This window comes from Comamonas testosteroni (assembly GCF_030505195.1).
Lineage (GTDB): Bacteria > Pseudomonadota > Gammaproteobacteria > Burkholderiales > Burkholderiaceae_C > Comamonas > Comamonas testosteroni_G.
The window spans coordinates 724,822-750,013 of record NZ_CP129672.1 but is presented as its reverse complement, the minus strand read 5'-3'; the positions used below and the strand labels follow the sequence as shown (position 1 = coordinate 750,013).

The window sequence follows — 25,192 nt, the reverse complement described above, 5'->3', positions numbered from 1 at the left end:
CCAGTATTTAACTGTGCTGGCTGCGGCTATAGGGATTGGGGGCGGCCTGAGCCGGAGCCGGGCGTGTGCCGCTGAAGCCCAGGGCCACGGAAATCTCCTGCACCGTGGCCTGCAGTCTGGGGGCCCAGCTCTCGTCAAGCCGGTCTGCCGGGGCAGAGATGGACAGGCCTGCAATCAGCTTGCTCTGGTCGTCGTAAATGCCGGCGGCCATGCAGCGCACGCCCAATTCCAGCTCTTCGTTGTCGCGGGCAATACCGTATTGGCGCACTTTGGCCAGCTCATGTTCCAAATCACCCAGCTGGGTGATGCTGAAATGGGTCTTGCCAGGCAGGCCGGTGCGCATGGCGTAGGCGCGCACCTGCTGGGAGTCATCGGCCGCCAGAAACAGCTTGCCGTTGGAGGTCAGATGCAAAGGAGCATGGCCGCCAATGGCGCGTACCACCTGCATGCCGGAGCGCTCGCTGTAGGCGCGCTCCACATAGACAATCTCGTCGCCCTGGCGCACGGACAGGCTGATGGGTTGCTGAATCTGCTTGTAGAGCTGGCGCATGGGCGTCAGCGCCACTTCACGCACATTCAGCCGTGCCTTGACCAGGTTGCCCAGTTCCAGAAAGCGCATGCCCAGGCGGTAGCTGCCCGATTCGGGGCGATCCACAAAGCGGCCCGTTGCAAGATCATTGAGGATGCGGTGCGTGGTCGAGGGATGCAGGCCCGTGCGTTCGCTGATCTCCTTCAAAGAAACCGCTTCCTCACGCGATGCCAGCACGTCGATCAACGTGAACATGCGTTCCAGAACCTGGACGCTGGGCTTTGCGGAGGCCGATAGGTCGTCTTTTTTCATGCGTTGGAGATACTTTGCGGGATGGGGGCATTCTAGCGGTGCTGCAGCCGTGCAGCCATATCATCCGCTCATATATCCATGTGCTGCTTTTTGTGACGTCACTCTTCAATGTGCGAGCGCACAATGCTTTGCCTGTCTGCGCGCTGCCATAGCTCGCCCTGGCGAATCTCATGTGGCAAGAAGCTGGCCTTGTAGCGCATCTTCTGGCTCTCGGAGATCCAGTAACCAAGATAGACATAAGGCAGGTTCATGGCTTTCGCTTGCTGGATTTGCCACAGCACATTGAAGGTGCCGTAGCTGGCGTGGTCTTCCGGATCGTAGAAGGTGTAGACCGCCGACAGCCCGTCCTCCAGTACGTCCAGAATGGAGAGCATTTTGAGTGTGCCGGGCTGACCGTCTGCGCCCGGCTCGCGGAACTCGACCAATCGGGAGTTGACTCTGCTTTGCAGCAGAAACTGCGTGTACTGGTCCACGCTGTCGTTGTCCATGCCGCCGCCGCTATGGCGGTGCTGCTGGTAGCGCAGGTAGAGCTGGTAGTGCTCGTCGGAGTAGTGCAGGCGCTGAATGGAGGCGACAAGTTGCCCATGCTGTTTTGCAGCGCGCCGCTGGCTGCGGCTGGGGCGGAACTCCTGGGCCAGGATGCGCAGGGGAACGCAGGCCTTGCAGCCATCGCAATAGGGGCGATAGGTGAACATGCCGCTGCGTCTGAAGCCCAGCGTGACCAGTTCCGAATAGGTGGTGTTCTGAATCAGGTGACTGGGTGTGGCGACCTGAGAACGTGCCAGTCGGCCCGGCAGGTAGCTGCAGGGATAGGCTGCCGTGGCATAGAACTGCAGGGCATGTAGCGGGAGGTCGTTCGGGTGCGTCATGATCGGACTCGGCTGCAGATGCGGTGCGTCAAGCTTCACTGTGGCTTAGCAAGTGCTCCCAGTATATGGGGCTGAATTGCCACTGCATATCGGGCAGTTGGGCCTGGGCTTGAACGGTCCGGGCGAACTGCGCTCTTGTGACTTCTCGAGCGCCCATGAAAGACAGATGTGCGGTGGCCTGCTGGCAGTCGATCTGCGCGACCTGATGAGCCCGGCACAGAGCAACCAGTGCCGAGAGTGCGATCTTGGATGCATCGGTTTGCAGGGCGAACATGGACTCGCCAAACACCGCTCTGCCAAGCGCCACGCAATAGAGGCCGCCGACCAGCTGGCCGTCGATCCAGGTTTCCACGCTATGTGCAGCGCCTTGCTCATGCAGCTCGGTATAGGCATCGACGATGCTCTGCACAATCCAGGTACCGTTCTGTCCGTCGCGAGGGGTCTGGGCGCAATGCTGCATCACCGTGGCAAAAGCGCTGTCGATGCGAATTTCACAGCGCGGATCGTTGCGAAATTTCTGCAGTCTTTTGCGCAGGCTGCGGTGCAGGCGAAACTCGTCGGGATGCAGGGCCATGCGCGGGTTGGGAGACCACCAGAGCACCGGCTGTCCCTCGCTGAACCACGGGAAAATGCCTTGACTGTACGCGGTGCGAAGACGTGCTGCATCAAGCGTATTGCCGGCGGCCAGCAGCCCGGGGATGGGATCCCGTTCCCCCCAGGTCTGATCGATGGGGGGGAATTCTTGTTCGGGCTGCAGCCAGGGCAGGGAGTGCGTCATTGGCAGTAGGAGTGGATGGACTGCCCTTAGTCTTGCACAGACTGAAGCGGTTTTGCGCGTCGCGGCGGATGACGGGTGCTGGCGTAATCCCGCTGTCGGAGTCGAGAATGAAAAAAGGCTTCTCGAAGGAAGCCTTTTTTGGGGGAGCAGCCGCGGCAGCTGCCGCCGCCACATTACACGCGCTTGCGGTATTCGCCGGTGCGGGTGTCGATTTCGATCTTGTCTTCCTGGGACACGAACAGGGGCACAGCCACTTCGAAGCCGGTAGCGATCTTGGCGGGCTTCAGAACCTTGCCGGAGGTGTCGCCCTTGACGGCGGGCTCGGTCCAGGTGATTTCGCGCACGATGGTGGTGGGCAGTTCGACGGAGATGGCCTTGCCGTCGTAGAACACCACTTCGGCAGTCATACCGTCTTCCAGGTAGTTCAGTGCGTCAGCCATGTTTTCGGCTTCGACTTCGTACTGGTTGAATTCTTCGTCCATCCACACGTACATGGGGTCGGCGAAGTAGGAGTAGGTGCAATCCTTCTTGTCCAGGATCACGTTGTCGATCTTGTCGTCGGCCTTGAACACGTTTTCCGTGCCGAAGTTGCCGATCAGGCTCTTGAGCTTCATGCGCACGGTAGCTGCGCCACGGCCGCCACGAGCGTATTCGGTCTTCAGAACGATCATGGGGTCCTTGCCGAACATGATCACATTGCCTGCGCGGATTTCTTGAGCGATTTTCATGGCTTGCTTGCGTTTGAAAGGTTGGAGCCGCTCTACACGGCAGGCAAGCTGTTCGCAATGGTCGCTGGAGAAAGCAACGCATCAAAGGTGCGGCGGCGGGGCCTGCCGCATGTACCGCGGCGGGGCGCGACCCCGAAAGCAAGATCGCTCGGCATACCGGCTGCGACTGCCCTCAGAGAGGCAAAACGTGGATTTTAGCTTTTTTCGGCGAAAAAAGCTTGAAGCTGCTCAATCAGTTCGGTTTGCTCCATCAATCTGGCGCGTGCAGCCCTGATGCAGCAGGCCCATTCGTCCAACATTTTCCGGTTGAGCAAAGGCAATGTTTGCGGTGCGGTCATGCCATTCCAGGTGTGGTGAAAGCGCCTGAGGCTGTCCGGGGCCTGGAGCCAGTCCAGAAAAGCGTTCAGCTTGTCGTGGTGGGCGTTGTCATGCTGGGGGTAGATCTGCCAGACCATGGGCTGGCCGGCCCAGAGCGCACGTACCAGGGAATCCTCGCCACGCACCAGATTCAGGTCGCAGGCCCAGAGCATTTCGTCGAACCGGGCCTGAGGGCGGGCTTGCAGATAGACCGGCTGCATCTGCTGCGCTTCAGGCAGAGCCTGCACGGCAGTCGTGGCCCTTCCCGGGGTCACCAGCAGTCTCGCGTTGAGCGCCTGCTTGTCCGAGAGCTGTGCGAGCAACTGGGGCAGGGCGGCAGGCTCGTAGCAAAACAGCGAGACGGCACATTCGTCATGCTGAATGCCTTGCGCGCGGCGCCATGAGTCGCGTTGGGCCGCGAAGGCCTGCTGGCGCTGCGCCAGGTTCTGCTCGCGTACCAGCGAGCCGGTTGACGCCGTAAAGCCAGGGTAGAAGAACCAGCGTGTCAGCCCGGAGGCGGGGCCGCTCATGATGCGTGAGGGCAGGCGATGGCAGCGCTCCACATAGTCTTCTGCCGAGAGGTATTCGAGATTGATCCAGAGCGGGGGCTTGCTCTTCGATGCCTTGTCAGCAATGGCGCTCACAAATGCTGCGGGAATCTCGCAGCCGAAGGCCTCGATGACCACGTCGCCAACCGATGCCGGCAGGTCGGCCGCTTGCGCGGGCCAGGCATGCACGCTCAGGCCCGGCGGCCAGGGCTGAGGGGCCATCCATTGCAGGGCGCTGGCATCGTCCATCCACAGGCGTACCCGCTGGCCGCGTGCGGCCAGTTCTGCGGCCGTGCGCCAGCACACCCCCACGTCGCCAAAGTTGTCTATGACCTGGCAGAAGATGTCCCAGCTCAGTGATGGGTGCTGTGGCGCTTGGCCGGGGGCTGGCAACGGTGCGAATTCGGGCATGGGTTCAGTCTTTATCGGTTGAGGCGCTCTGGCACAGGTGCTCGACCAGCAGTTGTGCGACGGGCGAGAGTGCGTCCTGGGAGCGTACGCAGAGCATGAGTTGGCGCTCGGCCCAGGCTTCGTCCAGGCGGATGCAGCGCAAGGGCAGGGCGCCCATGTAGATATGGGCGCTGCCCTCGGGAAGAATGCCCACGCCCAGGCCGGCGGCCACCATCAGGCACAGGGCGTCATAGCCCGTCACCTTCATGCGCAGGCGCGGCTGCAGGCCCAGATCGGCGGCAGAGCGGGTGATGAGATGGTTGAGCGCGCTGTCGGCATGCATGCCGATCAGATCATGCTCGATGACCTGCTCCAGGCGCAGCCTGTGCTCGCCGGCCAGCGGATGGGATTGGGGCATGACCACGGCCAGCCTGTCCCGGCGATAGGGGCGCAGGCTGATCTTGCTGCCGTAGCTGCCGTTGTTGAGCAGGCCGATGTCGGCTTCGTTGTCGGCCACGGCGCGCGCGATGTCGGTGCTCACGCGCTCCTGCAGCCGCACGTCCACCAGCGGGTGCCGGCTCAGAAAGCTTTGCAGCTGGGCGGGCAGAAACTGGGTGATGCTGGAAATATTGGCCATCACGCGCACATGACCGCGCAGGCCTTGCTCGCCGCCCTGGGCATAGTCCTTCATCTGCGTGGCGATGCCGTCCAGCTCGTTGAGCACGCCGCGCGCCATGTTCAGCAGGGCGTAGGCGGCGGCCGTGGGCTGGCTGCCCCGGTTGCTGCGTGTGAACAGCTCAAGCTGCAGCTGATCCTCCAGCTCGGCCAGACGCCGGCTGGCGGCCGAGGGGGCGATGTGCTCGCGTGCAGCGGCACGCGCGATGGCGTTTTCTTCCATCACGGCCACAAACAGGCGCAGGGTGATCGGGTCCAGTTTCATGAGGCATGCATTATCCCGCCTGGCTATGCCCAAATGCGATGGCAGCTTCGCATTTCAGCGTTTTGCAGGACTGCTCTTCAAGGGCAATATGCTTGAAAAGCCGCCTTGCCTGGTGCTGGTCAACGCAAAGCGGCACAGCAAGACAGGTAGCAAGAGACCAACAAGAGACAAACGCATGACGACGATGAATATCCAAGACCCCGCCACACAGACTGCCACGCCGCGCGCGCTGGAGGGCGTGAAAGTGGTGGAAATGGGCCAGCTGATTGCCGGCCCCTTCTGCGGCAAGACCCTGGGCGAGTTTGGTGCCGATGTCATCAAGATCGAGGCGCCCGGTGCGGGCGATCCGCTGCGCAACTGGCGCTTGATCAAGGAAGGCACCTCCGTCTGGTGGCAAGTGCAGTCGCGCAACAAGCGCTCCGTCGCTCTCGATCTGCGCCAGCAGGAGGCGCAGGCCGTGGCGCGTCAGCTGATTGCCGAAGCCGATGTGCTGGTCGAGAACTTCCGTCCCGGTACGCTGGAAGGCTGGGGCATGTCGCCCGAGCAGCTGCATGCCATCAACCCCGGTCTGGTGATCCTGCGCATTTCGGGCTATGGCCAGACCGGCCCCTATCGCGATTTGCCGGGCTTTGGCGTGATCGGCGAGGCCATGGGCGGGCTGCGCCACCTGACGGCCGAGCCGGGCCGGGTGCCGGTGCGCGTGGGCGTGTCGATCGGCGATACGCTGGCCGCCCTGCACGGCGTGATCGGCGTGATGATGGCTCTGTACCACCGCAAGGTGAACGGCGGCCCCGGCCAGGTGATCGACGTGGCCCTGCATGAGGCCGTGTTCAACATCATGGAAAGTCTGATTCCCGAGTACAGCGCCTTTGGCGCCGTGCGCGAGGCCGCCGGCAGTGCGCTGCCGGGCATTGCGCCCTCGAATGCCTACCCTTGCCAGGATGGCTGGGTGCTGGTGGCGGGCAATGGCGACTCCATCTTCAAGAGGCTCATGGCGGCCATCGGCCGCCAGGATCTGGCCGATGCGCCCGATCTGGCAGACAACGCGGGCCGCGTACAGCGCGTGGCCGAGATCGATGCCGCGATTGGCGCCTGGACGCAGGCGCGCAGCGTGCAGACGGTGATGGACGAGCTGGGCGCAGCACGCGTGCCGGCCGGCAAGGTCTACACGGCCAAGGATATTGCCGAGGATCCGCATTACCAGGCACGCGAGATGATTCTGACCCAGCGCACCCGCGATGGTTTCGAGCTGCAGGTGCCTGGCGTGGTGCCCAAGCTTTCGCTGACGCCGGGCACGGTGCGCAGCAGCGCCCCCCATGTGGGCGACGACACCGATGCCGTGCTGGCCGAGATAGGTCTGAGCGCCGAGCAGGTCGCCCAGCTGCGCGAGAAAGGCATCATCCAATGAGCACGCCAAATGTCTGGAATGGTGCGGGTCGCCGCATTTTCATGAACGAAGTGGGCACGCGCGACGGTCTGCAGATGGAGCAGGCCTTTGTGCCCACCGAGGACAAGATCGCGCTGGTCAACGCGCTGTCCGAGGCGGGTCTGTCCAAGATCGAGGTCACGGCCTTTGTCTCGCCCAAGGCCATCCCGGCCCTGCGCGACGGCGAGATCGTGATGCGCGAGATCGCACGCTGGCCGGGCACGGTCTACACGGCTTTGGTGCCCAATGTGCGCGGCGCGGAGCGTGCGATCGAGGCGCAGACCGACGAGCTCAATCTGGTGATGTCGGTCAGCGAGACGCACAACCTCTGCAATCTGCGCATGCAGCGCAGCCAGTCCTTCGAGGCACTCAGGCAGGTGATCGCCACGGCGCAGCAGGCGGCAACGCCCGTCAACGTGTCGCTCTCCTGCTGCTTTGGCTGCCCCATGGAGGGCGATGTGGCCGAGGCCGAAGTGCTGGCCTGGGTGCAGCGCTTTGCCGATCTGGGCGTGCAGGGCATCACGCTGTGCGACACCACGGGCATGGCCTATCCCAGCCAGGTGCATTCCATGGTCCTGGCCTTCAAGTCGCGCTGGCAGCAGCTGGGGCTGACCCTGCATTTCCACAATACGCGCGGCATGGCGCTGGCCAATGTGCTGGCCTCCATTGCTGCGGGTGCGGATCGCTTTGACGCCTCGATTGGCGGTCTGGGCGGCTGCCCCTATGCGCCAGGTGCCTCGGGCAATGCCTGCACCGAAGAGATCGTGCACGCGCTGCAGCTTATGGGCTATGACACCGGCACAGACCTGGCCCGCATCGTGGCGGCTGCTCGCAGCCTGCCGGCACTGATAGGCCACGAGACGCCCAGCCAGATCGTCAAGGCCGGAGCGCGCTGGGATCTGCACCAGCCGCCCGCGGATTTTGCCGAGATCAAGGAACGCGCCCAGGCCAGGGCCTGAGACGGTTTTCGCCCCGCTGCATCGGCTCTTTCGGGGGAAGGAGCTGGTGCGGTTTACCGCCCCACGGCTTGCGCAAATTCGGACCAGGCATGGTGTCTGGCCAATACAGATGCCCGCTGTACACCCTTGTCTGCGCAAGTCCCCATTCCAATCAGGAGACAAACATGACTGTTCAACGTCAACGCCTTCATTTCATGCTTGCGACGGCCGCTGCCGCGGTCGGCCTTGCCAGCGCCCCGGCCATGGCCCAAGGCAGCTATCCCAGCAAAACCGTGCTGATGATCGTGCCCGCAGCCGCAGGTGGCACCACCGATCTGGCCGGCCGCATGGCCGCACAGGCGCTGGCGCCGGTGATCGGACAATCGGTGGTGGTGGACAACAAGGGCGGCGGCAACGGCGCCATCGCCGCCAATCTGGTCAAGCGTGCCGATGCCGACGGCTACACGCTGCTGATGCAGTACTCGGGCTACCACGTCATCTCCCCGCATCTGACCAAGGCCAGAAGCTGGGAGCAAGGCGACTTTGCCCCCGTGGCCAATGTGTTGTCGGCGCCGCAGATCATCGTGGTGCGCTCCGAGCTGCCGGTGAAGACGCTGGCCGAGCTGGTGAGCTACACCAAGGCCAACCCCGGCAAGCTCAACTACGCCTCGTCGGGCAACGGCTCGCTGCAGCATGTGACGGGTGCCATGCTGGAGCAGCAGGCCGGCGTGAAGATGGTGCACGTGCCCTACAAGGGCACGGGGCCGGCGCTGCAGGACCTGCTGGGCGGCCAGGTGGACCTGACCTTCGGCACCGCGCCTCCCTTCATGCCCCATGTGCAAAGCGGCAAGCTGCGCGTGCTGGCCGTGACGGGCAAGCAGCGCCTGCCCAGCCTGCCCAATGTGCCCACCACGGCGGAAGCCGGCTACCCGGGCGTGAACGCCACCTCCTGGTTTGCCGTGTTTGCGCCCAAGGCCACGCCGCAGCCCGTGATCGACAAGCTGACGGCCGACATCAAGAAAGTGGTGCAGGACCCCGCCTTCAAGAAAAAGGCCGAAGAGCAGGGCGCCACGGCAGACTATATGAGCCCGCAGCAACTGGCGGCCATGGTCAAGACCGAATATGCCAACTGGGCGCAGGTGGTGAAGTCGTCCAGGATCGAAGCCGAGTAAGCGGCAGGGCGCAGGGATTGTCTCGAATCCATTGATTCTAAAAAAGGAGCTACTAGCGCTTGTTATATAAAGGTTTCAGATATAAAACTATCTGAAATTAAATCTCAACAAGCGCTAGTAGCTCTCTTTATTGACGCTTTGTAGCCGCTGGCCGGTTTGCACCGCTTGCTGCCGGATTGGTCCACATGCGCAGACAATAGCGCCCATGTCTTCCACGCATTCCGCCGAACTGCTGGCCCAGGTGGCCGCGCTGCCGCCGTTGCCCGGCGTCTATCGCTATTTCGATGCTGCCGGAGTCCTGCTCTACGTGGGCAAGGCCATCAACCTCAAGCGTCGCGTTTCCAGCTACTTTCAAAAAGACCATGGCGGCACGCGCATAGGCCATATGGTCAGCAAGATCGTGCGGCTGGAGACCACGGTGGTGCGCTCCGAAGCCGAGGCGCTGCTGCTGGAAAACAACCTCATCAAGACGCTGTACCCCAAGTACAACATCCTGTTCAGGGACGACAAAAGCTATCCCTATCTCAAGATCACCGGCGTGGCCCACCGTGACGGCAAGGAGGGCGAACCTGCGTTCCAGGAGTTTCCGCGCATTGCCTACTACCGCGGCGCCGTGGACAAGAAGCATCGCTACTTCGGCCCCTATCCCAGTGCCTGGGCGGTCAAGGAGAGCATTCAGCTGCTGCAGAAAGTCTTCCGGCTGCGCACCTGCGAGGACACGGTGTTTGCCAACCGCAGCCGCCCCTGTCTGCTCTATCAGATCAAGCGCTGCACCGGCCCCTGCGTGGATCTGATATCGCCCGAGGCCTATGCGCTGGATGTGCGCAACGCCGAGGCCATGCTGCGCGGCGAAACCAGCGAGCTGCTGCAGCAGCTCGAAGCGCGCATGATGGCGCATTCCGACAGGCTGGAGTTCGAGCAGGCGGCCGAGGTGCGCAACCAGCTCACGGCGCTGTCGCGCGTGCTGCACCAGCAGGCGATCGAAACCACGGACGACAAGGATGTGGACATCCTGGCCGTGCGTGTGCAGGGCGGCCGTGCCTGCGTGAACCTGGCCATGGTGCGCGGCGGCCGCCACCTGGGCGACAGGCCTTACTTCCCGGCGAATCTGGGCGATGCCGCGTCGGTCTACTCCAGCGAGGAAGAGGTGGACGCTGCAGCCGAAGCGCGAGCCGTGGAGGAGCTGGTGCTGGAGGCCTTTATCTCCCAGCACTATGTCGGCGTGGCGGTGCCGCCCACGCTCATCGTCAGCCACCCCGTGGAAAAGCGACTGGTGGAGCTGCTGACCGAGCAGAGCGGCGTGCGCATCACCGTGGTCCAGCAGCCGCGCGAGCAGCGCCGCATCTGGCTGGAGATGGCGCAGAAAAATGCCGACATCCAGCTGGCCCGGCTGCTGGCCGAAGAAGGCTCGCAACAGGCGCGCACGCGTGCGCTGGCCGAGGCGCTGGACCTGCCGGTCGAGAATCTCGACGAGCTGACCATCGAATGCTTCGATATCTCGCACACCAGCGGCGAAAGCACCAAGGCCTCCTGCGTGGTGTTTCATCACCACAAGATGCAGAGCAGCGATTACCGCCGCTTCAATATCGAAGGCATCACCGGCGGCGACGACTATGCGGCCATGCGCCAGGTGCTCACGCGCCGCTACAAGCCCGTGGCCGAGGCGCAGCGCGAGGCGGGCGGCGCCGAGCTGAGCGGCAAGCAGCCGCATCTGCCCGATCTGGTGCTGGTCGACGGCGGCAAGGGCCAGGTCAGCATGGCGCGCGAAGTGTTCACGGAACTGGGCCTCGATCTGTCGCGCATCGTGGGCGTGGAAAAAGGCGAGGGCCGCAAGGTCGGCCTCGAAGAGCTGGTGTTTGCCGATGGGCGCGACAAGGTCTACCTGGGCCATGACTCGGCGGCGCTGATGCTGGTGGCGCAGATCCGCGACGAGGCTCACCGTTTCGCCATCACCGGCATGCGCGCGGCCCGCGCCAAGGTGCGCACGGGCAGCAGCAGCCTGGAAGACATTGCCGGCGTGGGGCCCAAGAAGCGGGCGCGATTGCTGCAGCGCTTTGGCGGTGTGCGCGGCGTGGCCGATGCCAGCGTGGACGATCTGATGACCGTGGAGGGCATTTCCGCAACGCTGGCCGAAGAAATCTACAAGGCACTGCATTGATGCAGGCTGCGCGAGCGCGAATCTGCGCTGGCGCTGCGTGCTCGTGACACAATGACACCCATGTTCTTCACCATCCCTACTGTGCTGACCCTTACGCGGATCGTGGCGATTCCGCTCATCGTGGGGGTGTTTTACGCGCCGCTGGATCAGGCGACCCGCAATCTCATCGCCACCGTGATGTTCATTGTGTTCGCCGCAACCGACTGGTTTGACGGCTATCTGGCGCGCAAGCTCAATCAGACGTCGGCATTCGGTGCTTTTCTGGATCCCGTTGCCGACAAATTCCTGGTCTGTGCATCGCTGCTGGTGCTGGTTCATCTGCAACGCGCCGATGTGTTCGTGGCGCTGATCATCATCGGCCGCGAGATCGCCATCTCGGCACTGCGTGAATGGATGGCTCAGATCGGTGCCAGCAAGAGCGTGGCCGTGCACATGATCGGCAAGGCCAAGACCATGGCCCAGATGGTGGCCATCCCCTTTTTGCTCTATGACGGAGTGGCGTTTGGAGTGATCGATACCGGCGTCTGGGGGCAGTGGTTGATCTGGATTGCAGCGGTGCTGACCGTCTGGTCCATGGTCTACTACCTGCAAAAGGCATTGCCCGAAATTCGTGCCAGGCTCTGAAATCCGCCACGAATCTCTTTGAAAGCGCTTGTTCATCAAGCGCTTTTTGCTATTTGGTGGGCCGCTTTCGAAACCGCAAAAAGATTCTGCGGCGGCACCTCGCATGACTTGATCTGACTGCAGATTTTGTCAATTGTTGTCAATCGGTGAAGCCGACACGGAAGAAGCTTGAAAAAAGCCGCTTGGGAGGGCCGAACCCGCTCAAAAACCGCATAGAATCTGGTTCTGTCGCTGGAATGCGCAGCGCGAGTTGGCGTCAAAAATGTCAGCGGCTTCAGGTAAAAATGGGCTTGCCCATACGAAAAAACTGATAGGCTGGCTTCCGTCTTCATCGCGACTGGTTTCTTGCTGCGCAAGACTTGCGTTTGCAGAGACATTCCATTCACTTATTTCTCGAGAGGCATCTTGTGAATAAAACCGAACTGATTGAGCACATCGCTAACAACGCCGATATTTCCAAGGCCGCAGCTGCGCGTGCACTGGACTCCACCATCGACGCAGTGAAGAAAACACTGAAAAAAGGTGGTACAGTATCGCTTGTTGGTTTTGGCACATTTGCTGTTGGCAAGCGTGCAGCTCGCACCGGTCGTAATCCCCGCACCGGCGATTCCATCAAGATCAAAGCGGCCAAGGTGCCTAAATTCCGTCCGGGCAAAGCATTGAAAGATGCTCTGAACTGACAACCAGTTTTAGTGGGTCCTTAGCTCAGTTGGTAGAGCGGCTCCTTTACACGGAGTAGGTCGGCGGTTCGAGACCGTCAGGACCCACCACTAAAAAACTAAAGAAATCAAGGGCTTAGAGAAATCTAAGCCCTTTTTCTTTGCCCTCTCTACCAACCCAAATAGCCGCCACAAGCCGCCTCTACCAACCGAAAATCGTTGTCTACCAACTCTGCAGGGATTAGTATGGCGCTCCTTTTCGGGAGGCTAGATGGCAGGCAAGAAGCAGTTCGCAAATGGATCGTGGCAGTACATCTTCAAGAGGAAGGGTGTACTGGACAAGCCGCTGTATCTCACGTTTTCCACAGAGGCGGAAGGCGATGAATATGCGGCCAAGTTGGAGGCGTTGCTGGCGCGCGGCATCGTTCCTCTTGAGCACCAACAGACAGAGCAGGTTTTGACCATCGCTGACCTCGTTGGCGATTACGAGCGCGAGGCCCATCCCTCGCCCAAAGATATTGCGTCGCTGAAAACCATCCTGCCGGTCCTCGGCACGGTGCGCTTGACTGAAATCAATGCGGCTTGGGTCGATCAATGGATCGCCAAGATGAAGCGCATTGATAAGGTAGCGCCCACTACGATTCATGCGAAGGTCGGCGCACTCGCTCGCGCCACGGACTGGGGCATGCGCAAAGGCTTCCTCACGATGCCTGACCACGCACTTCGTTCGCTGCCGAGTGGCTATGCCCAATACACCAAGGCTGACGCGGCCGTGGCCGGCGTGCTGCGAAAAGACAGTGAACGGGACCGACGGCTTGAGCCGGGAGAGTGGGAAAAGATCTTGGGGGTGATCGCCACGGGAGTGCTGCCCCGCACACAGCGGCCCCTCGTGCTTGAGGGGCGGCGGGACAAAGTGGCGTTGAAGTGCATCACAGTGCTGGCAGTGGAGACTGCAATGCGGATGCGCGAAATGTATACGCTGCGCTGGAGCCAGGTGGATCTGCCGCAAAAGACAGTTTTCCTGGACAAGACCAAAAACGGGGACAAGCGGCAAGTCCCGCTGTCGTCCGTGGCACTAGCGGAACTGCGCGCGTTCCAGCCAAGTGATGCCGACCCTGCTGACTTGGTGTTCCCCTTCCTGAAGGGGGAGGAGTCAGCGAAGAAGCTGAATGACACGACAGATTTCTTGTCGCGCCTTTTCGTGGATATTTTTGAGCAAGCCGGAGCGGCTGGGCTGCTCTTCCATGACCTGCGCCACGAGGCGACGAGTCGCCTGTTTGAGCGCACCAAGCTCAGCGAGACGCAGATCATGAAAATTACTGGCCACAAGAGCCACAGAATGCTCATGCGATACGCAAACTTGCGCGGATCGACCTTGGCCGATGACCTTTGGTAAGCCGCTCTGAAGTCTGGTCCAGGATGACTTTTTCTGCATAGCGGTGCACATCACTGGTTCGCATCACGTAGGCGCGACCAATGCGGCCGGCGGGCAGCACGCCGCCGGCAATGAGTTTTTCAATGGTGGAACTATGCACCTGAAGAATCTCGGCCGCTTCTGTGACGGAGCAGGTGAAATTGTTTGTGGCTTTAGTCATAGTGCTATCAAAAGTTAAGCCCCTCTCGGGGCTTTCTGTTTTTCAGGGAGTGCGAAGTAGGCTCGGCCGGCCTGGGTCGGTTGGTGGTCAGTGCCTGCCAACATTCCGGCGCGATGCAGGGCGTGTAGCGTGCTGCTGCCTTTGATGCTGATGCTGTTGCGGGTCAGGCTGGTGGCCAGCGGGCGGCCGTGGATTGCGTTGTGCAGCATGGTCCGCATGGCAGGAGAGAGTCGTGGTTGATTCATGCTGGTCCTCCGATCTGGCGTATGCAGCCCAGATAGACCAGGTTGCGCCAATAAGGCAGCTTGCTGCGACCGGGTGCATAGAACTCGTAGCGCTGGCCGTTCTGTACCCAGATGCAATGCCAGCGTCGTGTCGATGTGCGTATGAAGCGGATTCGTGTATGAGCGGGGCTGAGCAGCCAGGCCACCAGCGCAGAGACGATGCAGTTGCTAGGAAATCTCATGGCATTGGCTCCCCAAGACTCGTTGCACGAATTGCCTTGTGAACCCTCCGGCCGCCACGTCATGTGGGCAGGTAACGAGGCAGGCCTTGAGCACTGCGAAAAGGCTCATTTGCATGGCTTTGCTCCTTTTGAGTTTTGACGTGTGTGAGCCTCAAAGGCTTTGAGATAGGCATCCCAGAGTTGCTGGCCATCGGTGCAGCGCGCCTGCTTTCCCGGCGCGGCCCCAGCGGCTATGCAGGTAGCGCACTTGAAGTGGTGGGAGATGTAGGCTTTGTCTTCTGGAAGGCCCACGGTGCTGGCGCTGGCCTTCACGGCTTTTGCGCTTCCGCCTTCTCAGGCATGCGCTCCAGGATCTTTTTCATGAGCCGGTCCAGGTTGTCCTTTGCCTCCTGAAGCTCGCGCATGTCGATTACGTCGCGCAAATGGCGTATCGCGGAACTGATGACATAGGTCGATGCACCGGGCGGCAGGCCAAGGATTGAAATGAGCTCGGCATGCTTTGCATTGACCTCGGCCATCATTTCCTCCTTGCGGGCCTTCATGCTGGCCAATTCGCTGTCGGCTAGAAGTCGGGCGCGCTCCACGCGCTCCCTGTATTCCTCTGGTTTGGCGATCAGCGCGGCCAGTTCTTCGCCCATGCGCTGGCGCGCAATCTTTTCCAGCTTGTAGGCGCTGGGCGCCGCTCGGGGAGTCTTGGGCTCTCCGTTGAACCCTATGGGGTGCAGATCCATCACCAGGCGCAGCCACGCATCACGCGGCAGGGTGTCCATCGCCTGTGGCTTCGGCTTGCGCACCGACCGCCAGCCCTTGCTGCTGCGCACAGTCAATCCGGTGCCATCTGGCAATTCGCTGGGCTTGATCATTCCTTCAGGGACTGCGAACCAGACAGCGTGCGAATGGTCCAGATACTTGCGCCACTTCCCGCTTGTTACGTCGCTCAGAAAATCAGAGCGCGAAACCTTGATTTCGTAAGTGTCGGCGCGGAAATTCGCAAAAGATTTCATGACCGTGAAAACATCGGGCCTGCCGCCGTGGAACTGGCCCATGGTGATGTTCTGGAAAACCATCCGGTCGGTGTTGCCGCGCAAGTGGCTTTCGAGGTCGTTGCAGAGGCCTTGGTGAGTCCATTCGGAAAGCAGTGCACTCTCTTTGCTCATGTTGTTGCTCCTGTCGTGTACTGGCCCAGTTCGCGCTTGAGCTTTTCAAGGAGGGATGGGTGCATGAAGATGCCCATGGGCGTTTGGTAGGCCACGGGCGTGCGTTCTTCGATCCGCACGGGCCGCCATGAGCGGCGGCGCTTCTTTGTGGGGTGCTTCTTGACTTCCCAGTGGTGAGAAACACGCTCGGCCAGCGGGTGAGAGAAAACGGGGATTCCGTTGAATGTCAGAGACTGCTGCATTGCGGCGCTCCAAAAAAGAACCCCGCACGGTGGCGGGGCTGGTTGTCAGGTCTGTGGGAACTCGTCCCAGGTGCGGCCGTCGAGCAGGCGGCCTGCAGCCTTCTTGCCGATTCGGGCCATTTCCTGGCCGTCTGCAAAGGTGTGCCACTCTGGTTTGTCAGTGAATGGGGCAGCGCCTTTGATTACCAGCTTGTCGCCAGACGGGGAGCGCTCCAACTGGGCCGGTGCCCATTCGCCCCACTGCTTGAACAAGAATGGCACGCCTGCCGCCTGGCACTGATCGCGCAGCGCGCGCGCCCAGTCGGGGTGCATCGGGCGCGCGCCAGGCCCGGACTCACCGCCGACGATTACCCAGTCCAGCAGCGCCACGCTTCCACGGCGAAGGGCAGCAGCGCATTTGAGCGGGTCAGCCATTTCTTTCCATGTTCCCTTGCAGACTTGCTCTTCGGCCAAGTCGCAGGCGCGCTCCAAGTCCACCGGCCCGAGCAAAGGCTCCATGCTCAGGAAGTTGGGCAGGCCCAGTGCTAGTAGCTTTGAAATATCGCGGTCAGCCTCGGGCTGGTTCACGATGGATGCACCGATCCGCACATTCGGTGGTGTGCCATCGAGAAACATTTCACCCAGCATGGTCCCGGCGTTGCCAATTCGTTTTGTCAGCAGTAGCCAGTCGAGATTTGGCGTGTCCAAAATGAGCGTTGCGAGGTCATCGCGCCACTCGGCAGGCACCTGGTTGTCGAACACATCGGCTAGGGAGGCGCAGAAGACGCGCTGCCGACGGCCGTGCTCAGCAAAGAATGCCTCGTGGTTCGCGTTCCAGGCCAGAGGCTTGTTCCAGTTGCTGGCGCTGGTGCGGCGGCGCGGCGCGCCTGGCCCCCAGTTGATGGCCTGACCACCGGCATAGCGCGCGTTGCGCGTCTCGGCATAGCAGTGGTCGCAGCCCGGGCCCACCTTCTGGCAGCCTTCCCAGGGGTTAAACGTGTGGTCTGTCCACTCTATCTTGGTGTTTTCGGCCATGCGGCCCTCCAGAAATGAAGAACCCCGCTCAGTGGCGGGGCTCGGGGTTGCGGTTTTGCTGCTTCTCTTGGCGAGCGCGGCGTATCTCTCGTTTAGATGGACGGGCCATTTGGCTTCTCCTGAATGCCGAATTCCGTGCCGTCTGCGTTCCACATGGGCACATAACGGCACTGGTCGCAACGGTGAAAGTCGTAGTACCCGTTTCCATCAGCGCGATACGTGCCTTTCTTGCAGTGCATACACTGCAAACCAATGCGCGATCGGTAACGCGCATCTTTGGCCTCGATAAGAGCCTCTTGCGCGGCAATGATTTCGCCATCTGTCAGGGGTTGGGACTCCTGCCCTGGTGGTGTTGGCGCTGCGGCCAGCATTCGCATGTAGATACGCCGGTTGTTTGAGTCCCAGCGATCTGGTGCACACGGATGGCTTTTCTGGCTGCGAACAGTTGCAAGCTGGGCTTCTGTCGGCTCAATGGGAACCAGCTTCCAGCCCTGAACCGTCGACTGCTCAACGGGTGCGCGCCGTGCGAGCGAGTAGTCCGTAGGGATGACGGCTTTGACCGTCTTGCAGCCGGGGCAGACATGGCGGTATCCCTTTCCTGGCGGGATGTAGAGGCCTGTCGGCGGGTTGTGCCCCGGATGGATACACGTTTTGTCTGAGGGCAGGTCGAAGAACATCACTCGCCCCCTTGTGTCTGCTGGGCTGCCTTCATAAAGACGAGCCAGTGCGTCATTCCTGAGCGCCCGCTAACTTGCCCGAACAATGGCTTTTCCGGCGTGAGCGCCAAAACTTCCTTCACCTTGACTTGCGTTTCGTTCCACTTGAACACCAAGGTGCCTCCCGGCTCCAACACGCGGAAGCACTCGGCAAATCCTTGGCGCAAGTCTTCACGCCAGTCTGTCCCCAGCTTTCCGTACTTGGCTGCCAGCCACGAGCGCGGCCCGGCATGGACGAGGTGGGGCGGATCGAAGGCCACAAGCTTGAATGCACCATCAGGAAAGGTCAGAGCGCGAAAGTCCATGAGGAAGTCAGGTTCGACTCGCAGAACGCGCTGGCCAGATGCATTGCCCCGAGAGTTATCAGTCACGGTGATGGTTTCGCTGCGCTGGTCAACGAACATGGCGCGAGCGTCTTGCTTGTCGAACCACATCATTCGGCTGCCGCAGCAGGCGTCGAGAACTGCGGGAATGCTCATTGCTTGTCACCTCCCTGCTGGGCTGCCTGGGCGGCGCTCCGAGCCCACCAGTCTCGGGAAGGGTCTTCGGCGTTGTCGGCCTCCATGGCTACCATCAAAGCCAGCAGCGCCAGGCGAGTACGGCTCGATTTACCGCCGCCACCGCCGCCCGGATTGCAGAACTCCACAGAGCCCACCCCTCCGCCGCCGCAGACGCTCACGTATACGTCGTTGTCGTTGTCTAGGCCCACGCGGATGGAGTCGCCGGGGCTCATGTCATCAAAACGACCCACATCGCGCGCCTTGGGCCATGTGATTCCCGCATCCCGCGCGTCTGCCTGCGCCTGGGGTGTTGTGTAGAGCGGCTGGCACTGTGCTTTCAGCCCTGGCGGTGGCTCAGTGGTAAATGCTTGGACGCTCCCCAGCTTGTGCGTGTAAAGCCACGCTACAGGCTCAGCCTGCGCCGCCGGTGCAGATGCTCCAGCCAGCAGGGCGCGCAGCTTGGTTTTGATCAACTTCACAGTGTCCCGCTCTTGAGCGGCGGCTTTGTCCGAAAACTCCTTCGGTTGTTCCGTATAAATCAGGACTGCCATCGAGGCCCTTTGGACGGATGCCTTCTCTACCAGCTCCATAATTTCGCTGATGGCTGCATCAGGCTCAGGCAGCACCACTGGCGCGGCAGTTTTAATTTGGTGTAATTCCACCGAGTTGGCTGCCGGGGTGGCGGCAAGCGCGGCTCGGGCTTTCCACACATCCCAGCCAAACTGGATGTAGTCATCGTCTCCCCCATAGAACCCGTCTTTAAAGGAGAAGTCAGAGGGGACGTAGTGATGGTTGTCGATCAGTTCGCGCTCAAACGCCGCGCGCTCATCAGGCACTGCCACGGCTGCGGGCGCTGCCTGGGAAGCCTCCAACTCTGAGATGCGATTGCGCAGGCTGTCGATCAGGTCGAAATCAGGAACCTTGCCGATAGGTGGCTTCCACAGCTCGGCGCCGTGATATGTGTACCCAAGGTTCTGCAGTGTCTTTATGGCTGCTGTCGCTTCTGGCTGCGCTGCCTGGGACGCAGCAAGGTTGAGGCCAGCTGCGAATGCCGAGGCAAACGCACCGCCGACATCCGGCACGATCGCGTGCTGCTCGCAGGTTTTCAGGTATTCGCTCAGCGCAGCTGCTCCAGAGGCTGGGACATCGGCTGCGGTTGCGGGCTCTGCAAAGCGCTGTGCAAGGGCTACGCGGATCTGGCCGATGGATTCAGCCGGGTACAGCTTTGCATTGCGCAGGCGGCGCGACTCTTCGGGCGGCAGGCCTTCGCATATGGGCTTGTTCGCTAGGGCGGCGAATCCCATATCTGCGAGCTGTGCTGCGGTGACTGCAGCGATTTTCAGGGCGTCATTGATCTCGCCCAGAGTGACGATGTTCTGCATGTGGGTGGCTCCCAGAGTCTGCTGTTTAGTCATAGCTGCTTGAGCTGCTGCTGGAATCACTGGAACAACTAGAGCTCCCTGAGTCCCAACTTGAACTGCTGGCGCTGCTACCACCACAGGAGCCCCAGTCATGGGATGGGCTTGGTGACGGCGCAGGAGATGGAGAGGGCGCGGCATGGTGTGCGTGATACAGAGAGCTCATCAACGGGCTGCTAGCGTTGAACGGGCTCAGTGGGTGCAGCGGGTTGCTCACGTCGTTCGCAGGAGCGGGTGAGGGGGCAGCGCCGCTGGAGTAGCGAGGTGCGGGCTTCTGCTCTTGAGGTTTGCGGCGTAGAAAGCGCGGAATGAATCGCATAGTGGCTCCCAGAATGAGAAAAGCCCGCGGCTGCGGGCTGGGGTGTTGGTGGTCAGGCGACTTTTCGGAGCTGGCCTGCTTCGCTGTAGTTGAGGCTGACGATTTTTCGCATGGGTAGGGGGCTAACACTGTTGCCTGCCATCTTCACTTGGGCTGTTTTCGTCAAGGGCTTGCCTGCGGCCGTGCGGTCGATGATGTAGTCCGGTGGGAAGTCCTGAGCGTTGTAAAGCTCGCGCGGCACCAGCATGCGCAGCGTGATGTCTACGATTACCCAGGGCTCGCCCTTGAGCCAGACGGTCACCAGTGCCAGGCGGTCATGCGTGGTTACCGTCGTCATCGGATCGCGCAAGTCTGCCCATTGCCCGCCGCTGCCGTGGTACCGCATCAGGAATGCAGCGCATCGCAGGGCGCCTGCCTCATGCTCGGGGCTCAGGCTCTGCTGCTCCAGCTTGGCGGTAATCAGCTGCTGCTGGCTGCCGCTCGTCGTGACCGTGGACATGCCTTCTCGCAGATCCCTTGCCGGCGTGGTGTTGAACCCGCCATTAGCCTGAACCATGAAGGCAGTCGCAAGACTCTGGCCCCCACCGCTGGCAGTGATCGTGCCGATGGGTCCCCTGATGTCGTTGGTGCCGTGGCTGCGGCGCTTTGTCGCGCCGGTGCCCTCACCATGTCCCGCTTGTACAAGGTAGGCTGAAGCCGTTGCGAACTTGTTGCCGCCAGCAACCACGGTACCCAAAGCCTGCCGCAGATCCAGAGCGCGCGGCTCTTGGCCTTCTCGCTCGCCGTAGCCCATCTGAACCAACGAGGCAGCAATCAGGCCTATCGTTGTGCCGGTACCGGGTCGGACCGGGTTGCCGCCAGCCGTCACCGTGGGCACGGGCTCGCGCAGATCCACGCCGACAGAGCCGGTGTTGAATTTGGTAATGAAGGCCGCGTTTGCTGCAGCAGGGGCGATGAATGGATCCTTACTGCCGATCACATACTTTTGCATGCCATGGGCAATGCGGCGCATCGTGGCCTCGGCCAGATCCTTCTTGCGGCCGAATATGCTGGTACCGGGAATGCTCCAGTCGATGCAATCAGCGGCAGGCGCATGCGGCTTGAGCGCGCCTACGGGCTTCTTGGCATGGGTCTTCTCGGGCCAGACGATGGGCAGACCGTCGCGGCGGGCGATCATGTAGAGCCTGGTCCGGGTGCTGTGGCAGCCAAGGTCTGCATTGCAGATCACGCGCCATTCCACCTTGTAGCCTAGATCCCGGAGACTCTGCACAAAGCGATTCCAGGTCTTTCCCAGTTGCTTCTTGTCGGGCACGAGAAACTGGTTATGACGCGGAACACGCTCGCCCGGATCTGCCACGCGGTAGGTCGTTTTGCCTTTGGCGTCCTTGATCTTGTCCAGCGTGATTACTCGGCCTGTAGCTGGGTCGCGCTTGGCGATCAGACGCGACCATTGCAGCATCTGCTCGACATTCTCCAGCGTGATTACATCGGGCTTGGTGACCCCAGCCCAGCGAACCACAATCCAAGCAAGAGACCGGATCTCGGTCGAGCGAGGCTGCCCGCCGAGTGCCTGGCTGTGATGCGTGCAGTCCGGCGAAGCGTGCAGCAGGCCCACCGGCCGGCCGCCTGTGACAGTGCGCGGGCAAACTTCACGGATGTCTGCGCGATGGTGGCGCGTCTGAGGGTGATTGACTGTATGCATGCCGATGGCGTCGGCATCATGGTTGATCGCATCATCAACCGGGCGGCCGATGGCCTGCTCAATGCCTGTGCTGGCTCCACCGCCACCGGCAAACAAGTCAATGACCAGCTTGGCAGCCAGGGCCAGCACAAATTGAGGGGTAAGCATAGGGCTCCAGAAAGCAAAAAGCCCGCTCAGTGGCGGGCTGTGATTCATTGATGCAGACAAAAAGCCCAATTCATGAAGATCTATGAATAGGCTTGCAGCTGCTGGCGCTGGGCGCCTAGGTGGTCGGCTCCAAGAGGGTGCGCTTGCCGCTGGCATCCATGCGCGACACCAGTCCCTCGACCTGCATGCGCTCCAGCAAAGCGGCGGCGCGGTTGTAGCCAATCAACAGCTTGCGCTGCACATAGGAAATGCTGGGCTTCCGGTCCTTGCGCACCAGCTCCACGGCTTCGGCATAAAGCGGGTCCGGACCATCGCCAGCAGCTTCGCAGTGCGGGGCGGGTGCGGCCCTGGCAGTGCGAGCAGGCGGGGTTTCCGCAGCGGGCGCGTTCTGAAGCGATGCAGGCAGTCCGTCGCCCAGCGCGGTGCGGCCTTCTCCACCCAGGACCTCGATCAGATCGGGGATCAGGCGCGACAGCTCACCGGTGGCAATGGCTACATCGGTATCAAATCCGCTGTCATCCTTGCTGTTGCCGTCCATGACTGCATCCAGCAGCGTGATGTTCTTGATCTGCAGGCCTTCGGTCAACACAAAGCTCACGCGGTCGTCCCAGGTCATTGCCAGCTTGGTGGGCAGCTTCCCGTGCTCGATGTGCTGGCGGACTTCATCAATATCCAGCGGGTGACGGGCGTAGCGCACCACAGCCTTGGACTCGTCCGCAGCCTTCAGCTCCGTTTCGCGGTCGGCGGTGAAGCCGGCGGGCGGCTCCTGCGTCATCAGCCAATGCGCCATGGCCGCCTGTGGGCTGGTCTGGGTATCCAGCAGAGCCAGGGCGAAGCCTGGCAGGCCTTCGACCAGCAGCGTGACCACCTCATCAGCGCGGCCCTGGGCGCTGGTATCGAGCACCAGCGTGCGCGCCTGCGGGTCGATCCAGACCCACATGCTGCCCTGCTTGGTGAAGGCCACGGGCAGCAGGTCCAGCTTGGCCTCGTCCTTGAGATCCTTCTTTTCCTTCTTGCCGGGCTTGCGGCCTTCGGTCTTTTCGATGTGCTCGGCTTTCTCGTTGACCTTGCGATTGAGCACGCTGGCCGGCAGCACCTTGGCCTCGGTCATGAAGCGCATTACCAATTGACCGGCCACGGATTCGACCAGCGGGCCGTGCTCCTCTCCGCGCGGCGGCACCCAGCCCACGGAGCGCTCTTGGGTGGCGCCGCATTCCTCGAAGACTGTCTTTCGCAGGGCATCCTCCAGCTCCTGCAGGTCGGCTTGCCAGCTCTCGGCATAGCGGTAAATGATCATGTTCTTGAACATTTGAGCTCCAAAAAATGCGAAACCCGCTTATCAGCGGGCGGTTTCGTTAGCGGGTTCAGGGAAAGGGACTCGCGTGCCGTTGGGGTAGTTCAGCTGTCCATGGGCCCGGCTGGGCAGCTCAAAGGCGCGGAATCGGGAATCTGGGATGCCCGGTGTGCGCTTCAGCTCCTCGCCGTCATAGCAATCCGAGGGTGGCGTGTAGCTGTCGCTGTCCGGCTGATGCTGCTGGGCTTCGCGCTCGGCACGCTCTGCAGGGGAGAGGACTTGCCAGCCGCGCACGGTGAAGTCGCGGCTGGCTTCGCTGGGGGATCTGCTCATTGAGTCACTTTCAGGCATTGAACGGTCTTTTCATCCAGCCACTCGGCGTGCATGCCGGGGCAGGCGAAGGCATCGCGCGCAGCCATGTGGACTGCGCGGGCGGTGGATGGGGATTCGGTGGGCTCTTCATCTGCCTGGGCAGGGCCAGTGACCCAGAACAGCAGCAAGAGCACAGAGCAGGCGGCCAGCGCGATTGCGCAAAGGTGCTTAGACATTGGTTTCATCCTCTTGAGGGTCGTCATCGCAATGCAGCGCACTGCGGTGGATGAGCAGAGAGCGATAGCCGGGGCTGTCGCCGGATGTCGTGCAGTCGATCTGGTGGACAGTGCCGCCTGCACGGGTGCGGCTTGTGACTGCAAAGGCAGGAAGCCCGGGCAAGTGCTCCAGGCCTGGGATGGGCTTTTCACAAAGCAGCGGTGTGTGGCCGTTCTGCTTTGCCATGCGGGCTGCGACCTTTGGGGATACGCCGATGGCCTGACCCAGCCGCGCGGCGGTTGCTCCGGAGCCGAAGACTCTCAAGAATTCAAAGGGATCTTGAAAACGCATTGAAATGACCTCTACCGCATATGCTGCAAGCGCGAGCAGCTATCAAAATTGATTCGATCGCGCTCACATGGGCCAGGCATCAGGCGTCTGGGCGATCACCACGGCCGCGCCGATCAGGCAGAAGAGGCCGAACAGGGTCAGCGCCCACTGAAGGGCAATCAGTAGCTTTGTTCCAGGGCCGGGGCGATCAGCAGCAGGGCCGCTATCAGCAGCACGAGGGCGATGGTGGAGATGCGCGGCCATTTCACAGCTCCCCCTTGTTGGTGAGGCTTTGGTGCAGGGTCAGCGCCTTTGCCAACTGCTTTGCTTCGTGGCGCGCGTCATCGACGGCGATGTGCTTCACCCCAACAAACTCGCCCACATCCTTGGCGGCGGGGTGCAGGTCCAGGATGGTTCGCATGTCGCGGTCAAAGAACAATTCCCAGGGCGGTGGCTGGTCGTACGTGTCGTAGAGGCTGCGCAGGATCACGTTGTCGAAGACGGAACCATTGCCCCAGACCTTCACCGTTTTGGGGTCAGCAACGCTGTTAACCCAGGCTGCGAAGTCGCGCAGCGCTTGGCCTGGCAGTGTTGTTTGTGCGGCCATGATTGAGGCTTCGCGGGCTTCACGAGACTGCTGGGCCCACCAACGCATGGTTTCTGTGTCTTCATGACGCGGGAACTGCAGGTGTTGAGCCAGTGGGATGTGGAATTCGCTGGTCAGCAGTTGCAGGTCTGGGCCGATGGCTACCGCGCCGATAGACGCGACGATGGCATTCGGCTTGGTGCTGCGGGTTTCCAGATCGAGCACGATATGAGGGGCTTTGAGGATCAAGGGAGTCTCCTGTTGGCAAAGAAAAAGCCCGCGAGCGATTGCTGCGGGCTTGAATAAAGAGCCGGTGACCTTTCGGGTCTGCCTGGGGAATGGTTCAGAGAGGGAGGGAGGAGATAGGCCCCAGGCCCGGCAAAAAAGGCGATGGCGCAGCTTCCTTCTGCCCGATGAGGGTCAGGCAGAAGAAATGCGCACTTGGGTTAATAAAAGGTGCTGCGCCATCTGGTGTGACTACTCTCGCCAAGCTCGTAATTGCCGTCAGCTCAGGCCCATTCCTGAACTGCCGTACCTGCTCGAGCAGTCACGCCAGATAGCCCCCGCTACTTTCCCGGGGTGGTCATGATGGGCACCTAAGACCGGTGCAATTACCCTCTTGCAGTATTCCAGCCGGGCCTTGCAGGCCTGGTTTGTAAGAACCGGGGAGCCGACCCCCGGCACCATCACGGCGATGGACTGGGCCGCCTAGACCTAGCGCGCAAGGCGCATCGGTGTAGCCCACGGAGT

Annotated in this window: 29 protein-coding genes and 1 tRNA gene; 8 read left to right on the top strand and 22 right to left on the bottom strand. The window is 61.5% G+C overall.

The annotated features are described in order from the left end of the window. Positions 1–7 precede the first annotated feature (7 nt). The 6 genes from QYQ99_RS03365 to QYQ99_RS03340 all read right to left on the bottom strand — a co-directional run bounded on the left by QYQ99_RS03365 (position 8) and on the right by QYQ99_RS03340 (position 5,451). Positions 8–841 carry an IclR family transcriptional regulator gene (locus QYQ99_RS03365; RefSeq protein WP_302091424.1) on the bottom strand — a complete coding sequence of 278 codons (834 nt, stop codon included), beginning with the start codon at positions 839–841 and terminating at the stop codon, positions 8–10. A 98-nt stretch (positions 842–939) separates the two neighbouring features. Then, positions 940–1,710 (bottom strand): arginyltransferase, encoded by a 771-nt coding sequence (locus tag QYQ99_RS03360; RefSeq protein WP_302091423.1) that lies wholly within the window; start codon positions 1,708–1,710, stop codon positions 940–942. A gap of 28 nt (positions 1,711–1,738) precedes the next feature. Continuing rightward, positions 1,739–2,488, bottom strand: coding sequence for a leucyl/phenylalanyl-tRNA--protein transferase (gene aat, locus QYQ99_RS03355; protein WP_302091422.1), 750 nt, complete (start codon positions 2,486–2,488; stop codon positions 1,739–1,741). Positions 2,489–2,661: 173 nt separating this feature from the next. Further along, positions 2,662–3,216 carry an elongation factor P gene (gene efp / locus QYQ99_RS03350; RefSeq protein ID WP_003056627.1) on the bottom strand — a complete coding sequence of 185 codons (555 nt, stop codon included), beginning with the start codon at positions 3,214–3,216 and terminating at the stop codon, positions 2,662–2,664. Between the two features lie 194 nt (positions 3,217–3,410). Beyond that, positions 3,411–4,532, bottom strand: a complete 1,122-nt coding sequence (earP, locus tag QYQ99_RS03345) for an elongation factor P maturation arginine rhamnosyltransferase EarP (RefSeq protein ID WP_302091421.1) — start codon at positions 4,530–4,532, stop codon at positions 3,411–3,413. A gap of 4 nt (positions 4,533–4,536) precedes the next feature. Beyond that, positions 4,537–5,451 (bottom strand): LysR family transcriptional regulator, encoded by a 915-nt coding sequence (locus QYQ99_RS03340; protein WP_302091420.1) that lies wholly within the window; start codon positions 5,449–5,451, stop codon positions 4,537–4,539. Between the two features lie 175 nt (positions 5,452–5,626). On the opposite strand from QYQ99_RS03340, the gene QYQ99_RS03335 reads away from it, so the two are divergent. From QYQ99_RS03335 to QYQ99_RS03300, 8 genes are all read left to right on the top strand, one after another. Continuing rightward, positions 5,627–6,859, top strand: a complete 1,233-nt coding sequence (locus QYQ99_RS03335) for a CaiB/BaiF CoA transferase family protein (RefSeq protein ID WP_302091419.1) — start codon at positions 5,627–5,629, stop codon at positions 6,857–6,859. Continuing rightward, positions 6,856–7,836, top strand: coding sequence for a hydroxymethylglutaryl-CoA lyase (locus QYQ99_RS03330; RefSeq protein ID WP_302091418.1), 981 nt, complete (start codon positions 6,856–6,858; stop codon positions 7,834–7,836). Before QYQ99_RS03335 ends, QYQ99_RS03330 begins: the two co-directional genes overlap by 4 nt. Positions 7,837–8,000: 164 nt before the next feature. Then, on the top strand, positions 8,001–8,987 hold the full coding sequence (locus tag QYQ99_RS03325; RefSeq protein WP_302091417.1) for a Bug family tripartite tricarboxylate transporter substrate binding protein: 987 nt from the start codon (positions 8,001–8,003) through the stop codon (positions 8,985–8,987). 205 nt (positions 8,988–9,192) lie between these two features. Then, positions 9,193–11,145 carry an excinuclease ABC subunit UvrC gene (uvrC, locus tag QYQ99_RS03320; protein WP_302091416.1) on the top strand — a complete coding sequence of 651 codons (1,953 nt, stop codon included), beginning with the start codon at positions 9,193–9,195 and terminating at the stop codon, positions 11,143–11,145. Positions 11,146–11,205: 60 nt separating this feature from the next. After that, entirely contained in the window at positions 11,206–11,769 is a 564-nt protein-coding gene (gene pgsA / locus QYQ99_RS03315) for a CDP-diacylglycerol--glycerol-3-phosphate 3-phosphatidyltransferase (RefSeq protein WP_003066269.1), read from the top strand. Positions 11,770–12,176: 407 nt separating this feature from the next. Further along, positions 12,177–12,449 carry an HU family DNA-binding protein gene (locus tag QYQ99_RS03310; protein ID WP_003056615.1) on the top strand — a complete coding sequence of 91 codons (273 nt, stop codon included), beginning with the start codon at positions 12,177–12,179 and terminating at the stop codon, positions 12,447–12,449. Positions 12,450–12,463: 14 nt separating this feature from the next. Next, positions 12,464–12,539: transfer RNA gene (locus QYQ99_RS03305), tRNA-Val, on the top strand. Positions 12,540–12,699: 160 nt separating this feature from the next. Next, positions 12,700–13,824 (top strand): site-specific integrase, encoded by a 1,125-nt coding sequence (locus QYQ99_RS03300; RefSeq protein ID WP_302091415.1) that lies wholly within the window; start codon positions 12,700–12,702, stop codon positions 13,822–13,824. Here QYQ99_RS03300 and QYQ99_RS03295 read toward each other — a convergent pair. The 16 genes from QYQ99_RS03295 to QYQ99_RS03220 form a co-directional block, all read right to left on the bottom strand. Continuing rightward, positions 13,772–14,023 carry a helix-turn-helix domain-containing protein gene (locus QYQ99_RS03295; RefSeq protein WP_080554151.1) on the bottom strand — a complete coding sequence of 84 codons (252 nt, stop codon included), beginning with the start codon at positions 14,021–14,023 and terminating at the stop codon, positions 13,772–13,774. The two genes, QYQ99_RS03300 and QYQ99_RS03295, sit on opposite strands and share 53 nt — an antisense overlap. Positions 14,024–14,037: 14 nt before the next feature. Continuing rightward, complete coding sequence (locus tag QYQ99_RS03290; protein WP_302091414.1) at positions 14,038–14,268, bottom strand: hypothetical protein; 231 nt, start codon at positions 14,266–14,268, stop codon at positions 14,038–14,040. After that, positions 14,265–14,489, bottom strand: a complete 225-nt coding sequence (locus QYQ99_RS03285; protein WP_302091413.1) for a hypothetical protein — start codon at positions 14,487–14,489, stop codon at positions 14,265–14,267. The genes QYQ99_RS03290 and QYQ99_RS03285 overlap by 4 nt, the downstream gene beginning before the upstream one ends. A 308-nt stretch (positions 14,490–14,797) precedes the next feature. Then, positions 14,798–15,577 carry a hypothetical protein gene (locus QYQ99_RS03280; protein ID WP_302091412.1) on the bottom strand — a complete coding sequence of 260 codons (780 nt, stop codon included), beginning with the start codon at positions 15,575–15,577 and terminating at the stop codon, positions 14,798–14,800. A 65-nt stretch (positions 15,578–15,642) separates the two neighbouring features. Further along, positions 15,643–15,888, bottom strand: a complete 246-nt coding sequence (locus tag QYQ99_RS03275; protein ID WP_302091411.1) for a hypothetical protein — start codon at positions 15,886–15,888, stop codon at positions 15,643–15,645. A 45-nt stretch (positions 15,889–15,933) separates the two neighbouring features. Continuing rightward, positions 15,934–16,902 carry a phage Gp37/Gp68 family protein gene (locus QYQ99_RS03270; RefSeq protein ID WP_302091410.1) on the bottom strand — a complete coding sequence of 323 codons (969 nt, stop codon included), beginning with the start codon at positions 16,900–16,902 and terminating at the stop codon, positions 15,934–15,936. A 92-nt stretch (positions 16,903–16,994) separates the two neighbouring features. After that, positions 16,995–17,579: a hypothetical protein gene (locus QYQ99_RS03265; RefSeq protein WP_302091409.1), complete on the bottom strand. Its 585-nt coding sequence runs from the start codon at positions 17,577–17,579 to the stop codon at positions 16,995–16,997. Next, positions 17,579–18,097 (bottom strand): class I SAM-dependent methyltransferase, encoded by a 519-nt coding sequence (locus tag QYQ99_RS03260; RefSeq protein WP_302091408.1) that lies wholly within the window; start codon positions 18,095–18,097, stop codon positions 17,579–17,581. The genes QYQ99_RS03265 and QYQ99_RS03260 overlap by 1 nt, the downstream gene beginning before the upstream one ends. Next, a complete protein-coding gene (locus tag QYQ99_RS03255; protein WP_302091407.1) occupies positions 18,094–19,500 on the bottom strand; it encodes a hypothetical protein in 1,407 nt (468 codons plus the stop codon). Before QYQ99_RS03255 ends, QYQ99_RS03260 begins: the two co-directional genes overlap by 4 nt. 407 nt (positions 19,501–19,907) lie before the next feature. Further along, on the bottom strand, positions 19,908–21,704 hold the full coding sequence (locus QYQ99_RS03250) for a DNA cytosine methyltransferase (protein WP_302091406.1): 1,797 nt from the start codon (positions 21,702–21,704) through the stop codon (positions 19,908–19,910). A gap of 115 nt (positions 21,705–21,819) precedes the next feature. After that, positions 21,820–23,013 carry a recombination-associated protein RdgC gene (locus tag QYQ99_RS03245; RefSeq protein WP_302091405.1) on the bottom strand — a complete coding sequence of 398 codons (1,194 nt, stop codon included), beginning with the start codon at positions 23,011–23,013 and terminating at the stop codon, positions 21,820–21,822. A gap of 30 nt (positions 23,014–23,043) precedes the next feature. Beyond that, the gene (locus tag QYQ99_RS03240; RefSeq protein WP_302091404.1) at positions 23,044–23,331 is read right to left on the bottom strand and encodes a hypothetical protein; all 288 of its coding nucleotides are present in this window, start codon (positions 23,329–23,331) and stop codon (positions 23,044–23,046) included. Next, entirely contained in the window at positions 23,328–23,546 is a 219-nt protein-coding gene (locus QYQ99_RS03235; RefSeq protein ID WP_302091403.1) for a hypothetical protein, read from the bottom strand. Before QYQ99_RS03235 ends, QYQ99_RS03240 begins: the two co-directional genes overlap by 4 nt. Next, entirely contained in the window at positions 23,539–23,877 is a 339-nt protein-coding gene (locus tag QYQ99_RS03230) for a hypothetical protein (RefSeq protein WP_302091402.1), read from the bottom strand. The genes QYQ99_RS03235 and QYQ99_RS03230 overlap by 8 nt, the downstream gene beginning before the upstream one ends. A 63-nt stretch (positions 23,878–23,940) precedes the next feature. Continuing rightward, a complete protein-coding gene (locus QYQ99_RS03225; protein ID WP_302091401.1) occupies positions 23,941–24,120 on the bottom strand; it encodes a hypothetical protein in 180 nt (59 codons plus the stop codon). A gap of 1 nt (position 24,121) precedes the next feature. Then, positions 24,122–24,691, bottom strand: a complete 570-nt coding sequence (locus QYQ99_RS03220) for a 3'-5' exonuclease (protein ID WP_302091400.1) — start codon at positions 24,689–24,691, stop codon at positions 24,122–24,124. Positions 24,692–25,192 lie beyond the last annotated feature (501 nt).

Excerpts from the sequence above, each read along its gene's own strand:
- QYQ99_RS03240 (WP_302091404.1), bottom strand. The coding sequence starts at position 23,331 with ATGAGCAGATCCCCCAGCGAAGCCAGCCGCGACTTCACCGTGCGCGGC.
- QYQ99_RS03285 (WP_302091413.1), bottom strand. The coding sequence starts at position 14,489 with ATGAGATTTCCTAGCAACTGCATCGTCTCTGCGCTGGTGGCCTGGCTG.
- QYQ99_RS03365 (WP_302091424.1), bottom strand. The coding sequence starts at position 841 with ATGAAAAAAGACGACCTATCGGCCTCCGCAAAGCCCAGCGTCCAGGTT.
- QYQ99_RS03250 (WP_302091406.1), bottom strand. The coding sequence starts at position 21,704 with ATGCTTACCCCTCAATTTGTGCTGGCCCTGGCTGCCAAGCTGGTCATT.
- QYQ99_RS03230 (WP_302091402.1), bottom strand. The coding sequence starts at position 23,877 with ATGCGTTTTCAAGATCCCTTTGAATTCTTGAGAGTCTTCGGCTCCGGA.
- QYQ99_RS03270 (WP_302091410.1), bottom strand. The coding sequence starts at position 16,902 with ATGGCCGAAAACACCAAGATAGAGTGGACAGACCACACGTTTAACCCC.
- efp (WP_003056627.1), bottom strand. The coding sequence starts at position 3,216 with ATGAAAATCGCTCAAGAAATCCGCGCAGGCAATGTGATCATGTTCGGC.
- QYQ99_RS03335 (WP_302091419.1), top strand. The coding sequence starts at position 5,627 with ATGACGACGATGAATATCCAAGACCCCGCCACACAGACTGCCACGCCG.
- QYQ99_RS03260 (WP_302091408.1), bottom strand. The coding sequence starts at position 18,097 with ATGAGCATTCCCGCAGTTCTCGACGCCTGCTGCGGCAGCCGAATGATG.
- QYQ99_RS03225 (WP_302091401.1), bottom strand. The coding sequence starts at position 24,120 with ATGGCCGCGCATCTCCACCATCGCCCTCGTGCTGCTGATAGCGGCCCT.
- pgsA (WP_003066269.1), top strand. The coding sequence starts at position 11,206 with ATGTTCTTCACCATCCCTACTGTGCTGACCCTTACGCGGATCGTGGCG.
- QYQ99_RS03255 (WP_302091407.1), bottom strand. The coding sequence starts at position 19,500 with ATGCAGAACATCGTCACTCTGGGCGAGATCAATGACGCCCTGAAAATC.
- QYQ99_RS03245 (WP_302091405.1), bottom strand. The coding sequence starts at position 23,013 with ATGTTCAAGAACATGATCATTTACCGCTATGCCGAGAGCTGGCAAGCC.
- QYQ99_RS03360 (WP_302091423.1), bottom strand. The coding sequence starts at position 1,710 with ATGACGCACCCGAACGACCTCCCGCTACATGCCCTGCAGTTCTATGCC.
- QYQ99_RS03235 (WP_302091403.1), bottom strand. The coding sequence starts at position 23,546 with ATGTCTAAGCACCTTTGCGCAATCGCGCTGGCCGCCTGCTCTGTGCTC.
- aat (WP_302091422.1), bottom strand. The coding sequence starts at position 2,488 with ATGACGCACTCCCTGCCCTGGCTGCAGCCCGAACAAGAATTCCCCCCC.
- QYQ99_RS03275 (WP_302091411.1), bottom strand. The coding sequence starts at position 15,888 with ATGCAGCAGTCTCTGACATTCAACGGAATCCCCGTTTTCTCTCACCCG.
- QYQ99_RS03290 (WP_302091414.1), bottom strand. The coding sequence starts at position 14,268 with ATGAATCAACCACGACTCTCTCCTGCCATGCGGACCATGCTGCACAAC.
- uvrC (WP_302091416.1), top strand. The coding sequence starts at position 9,193 with ATGTCTTCCACGCATTCCGCCGAACTGCTGGCCCAGGTGGCCGCGCTG.
- QYQ99_RS03295 (WP_080554151.1), bottom strand. The coding sequence starts at position 14,023 with ATGACTAAAGCCACAAACAATTTCACCTGCTCCGTCACAGAAGCGGCC.
- QYQ99_RS03330 (WP_302091418.1), top strand. The coding sequence starts at position 6,856 with ATGAGCACGCCAAATGTCTGGAATGGTGCGGGTCGCCGCATTTTCATG.
- QYQ99_RS03300 (WP_302091415.1), top strand. The coding sequence starts at position 12,700 with ATGGCAGGCAAGAAGCAGTTCGCAAATGGATCGTGGCAGTACATCTTC.
- QYQ99_RS03325 (WP_302091417.1), top strand. The coding sequence starts at position 8,001 with ATGACTGTTCAACGTCAACGCCTTCATTTCATGCTTGCGACGGCCGCT.
- QYQ99_RS03340 (WP_302091420.1), bottom strand. The coding sequence starts at position 5,451 with ATGAAACTGGACCCGATCACCCTGCGCCTGTTTGTGGCCGTGATGGAA.
- earP (WP_302091421.1), bottom strand. The coding sequence starts at position 4,532 with ATGCCCGAATTCGCACCGTTGCCAGCCCCCGGCCAAGCGCCACAGCAC.
- QYQ99_RS03265 (WP_302091409.1), bottom strand. The coding sequence starts at position 17,579 with ATGTTCTTCGACCTGCCCTCAGACAAAACGTGTATCCATCCGGGGCAC.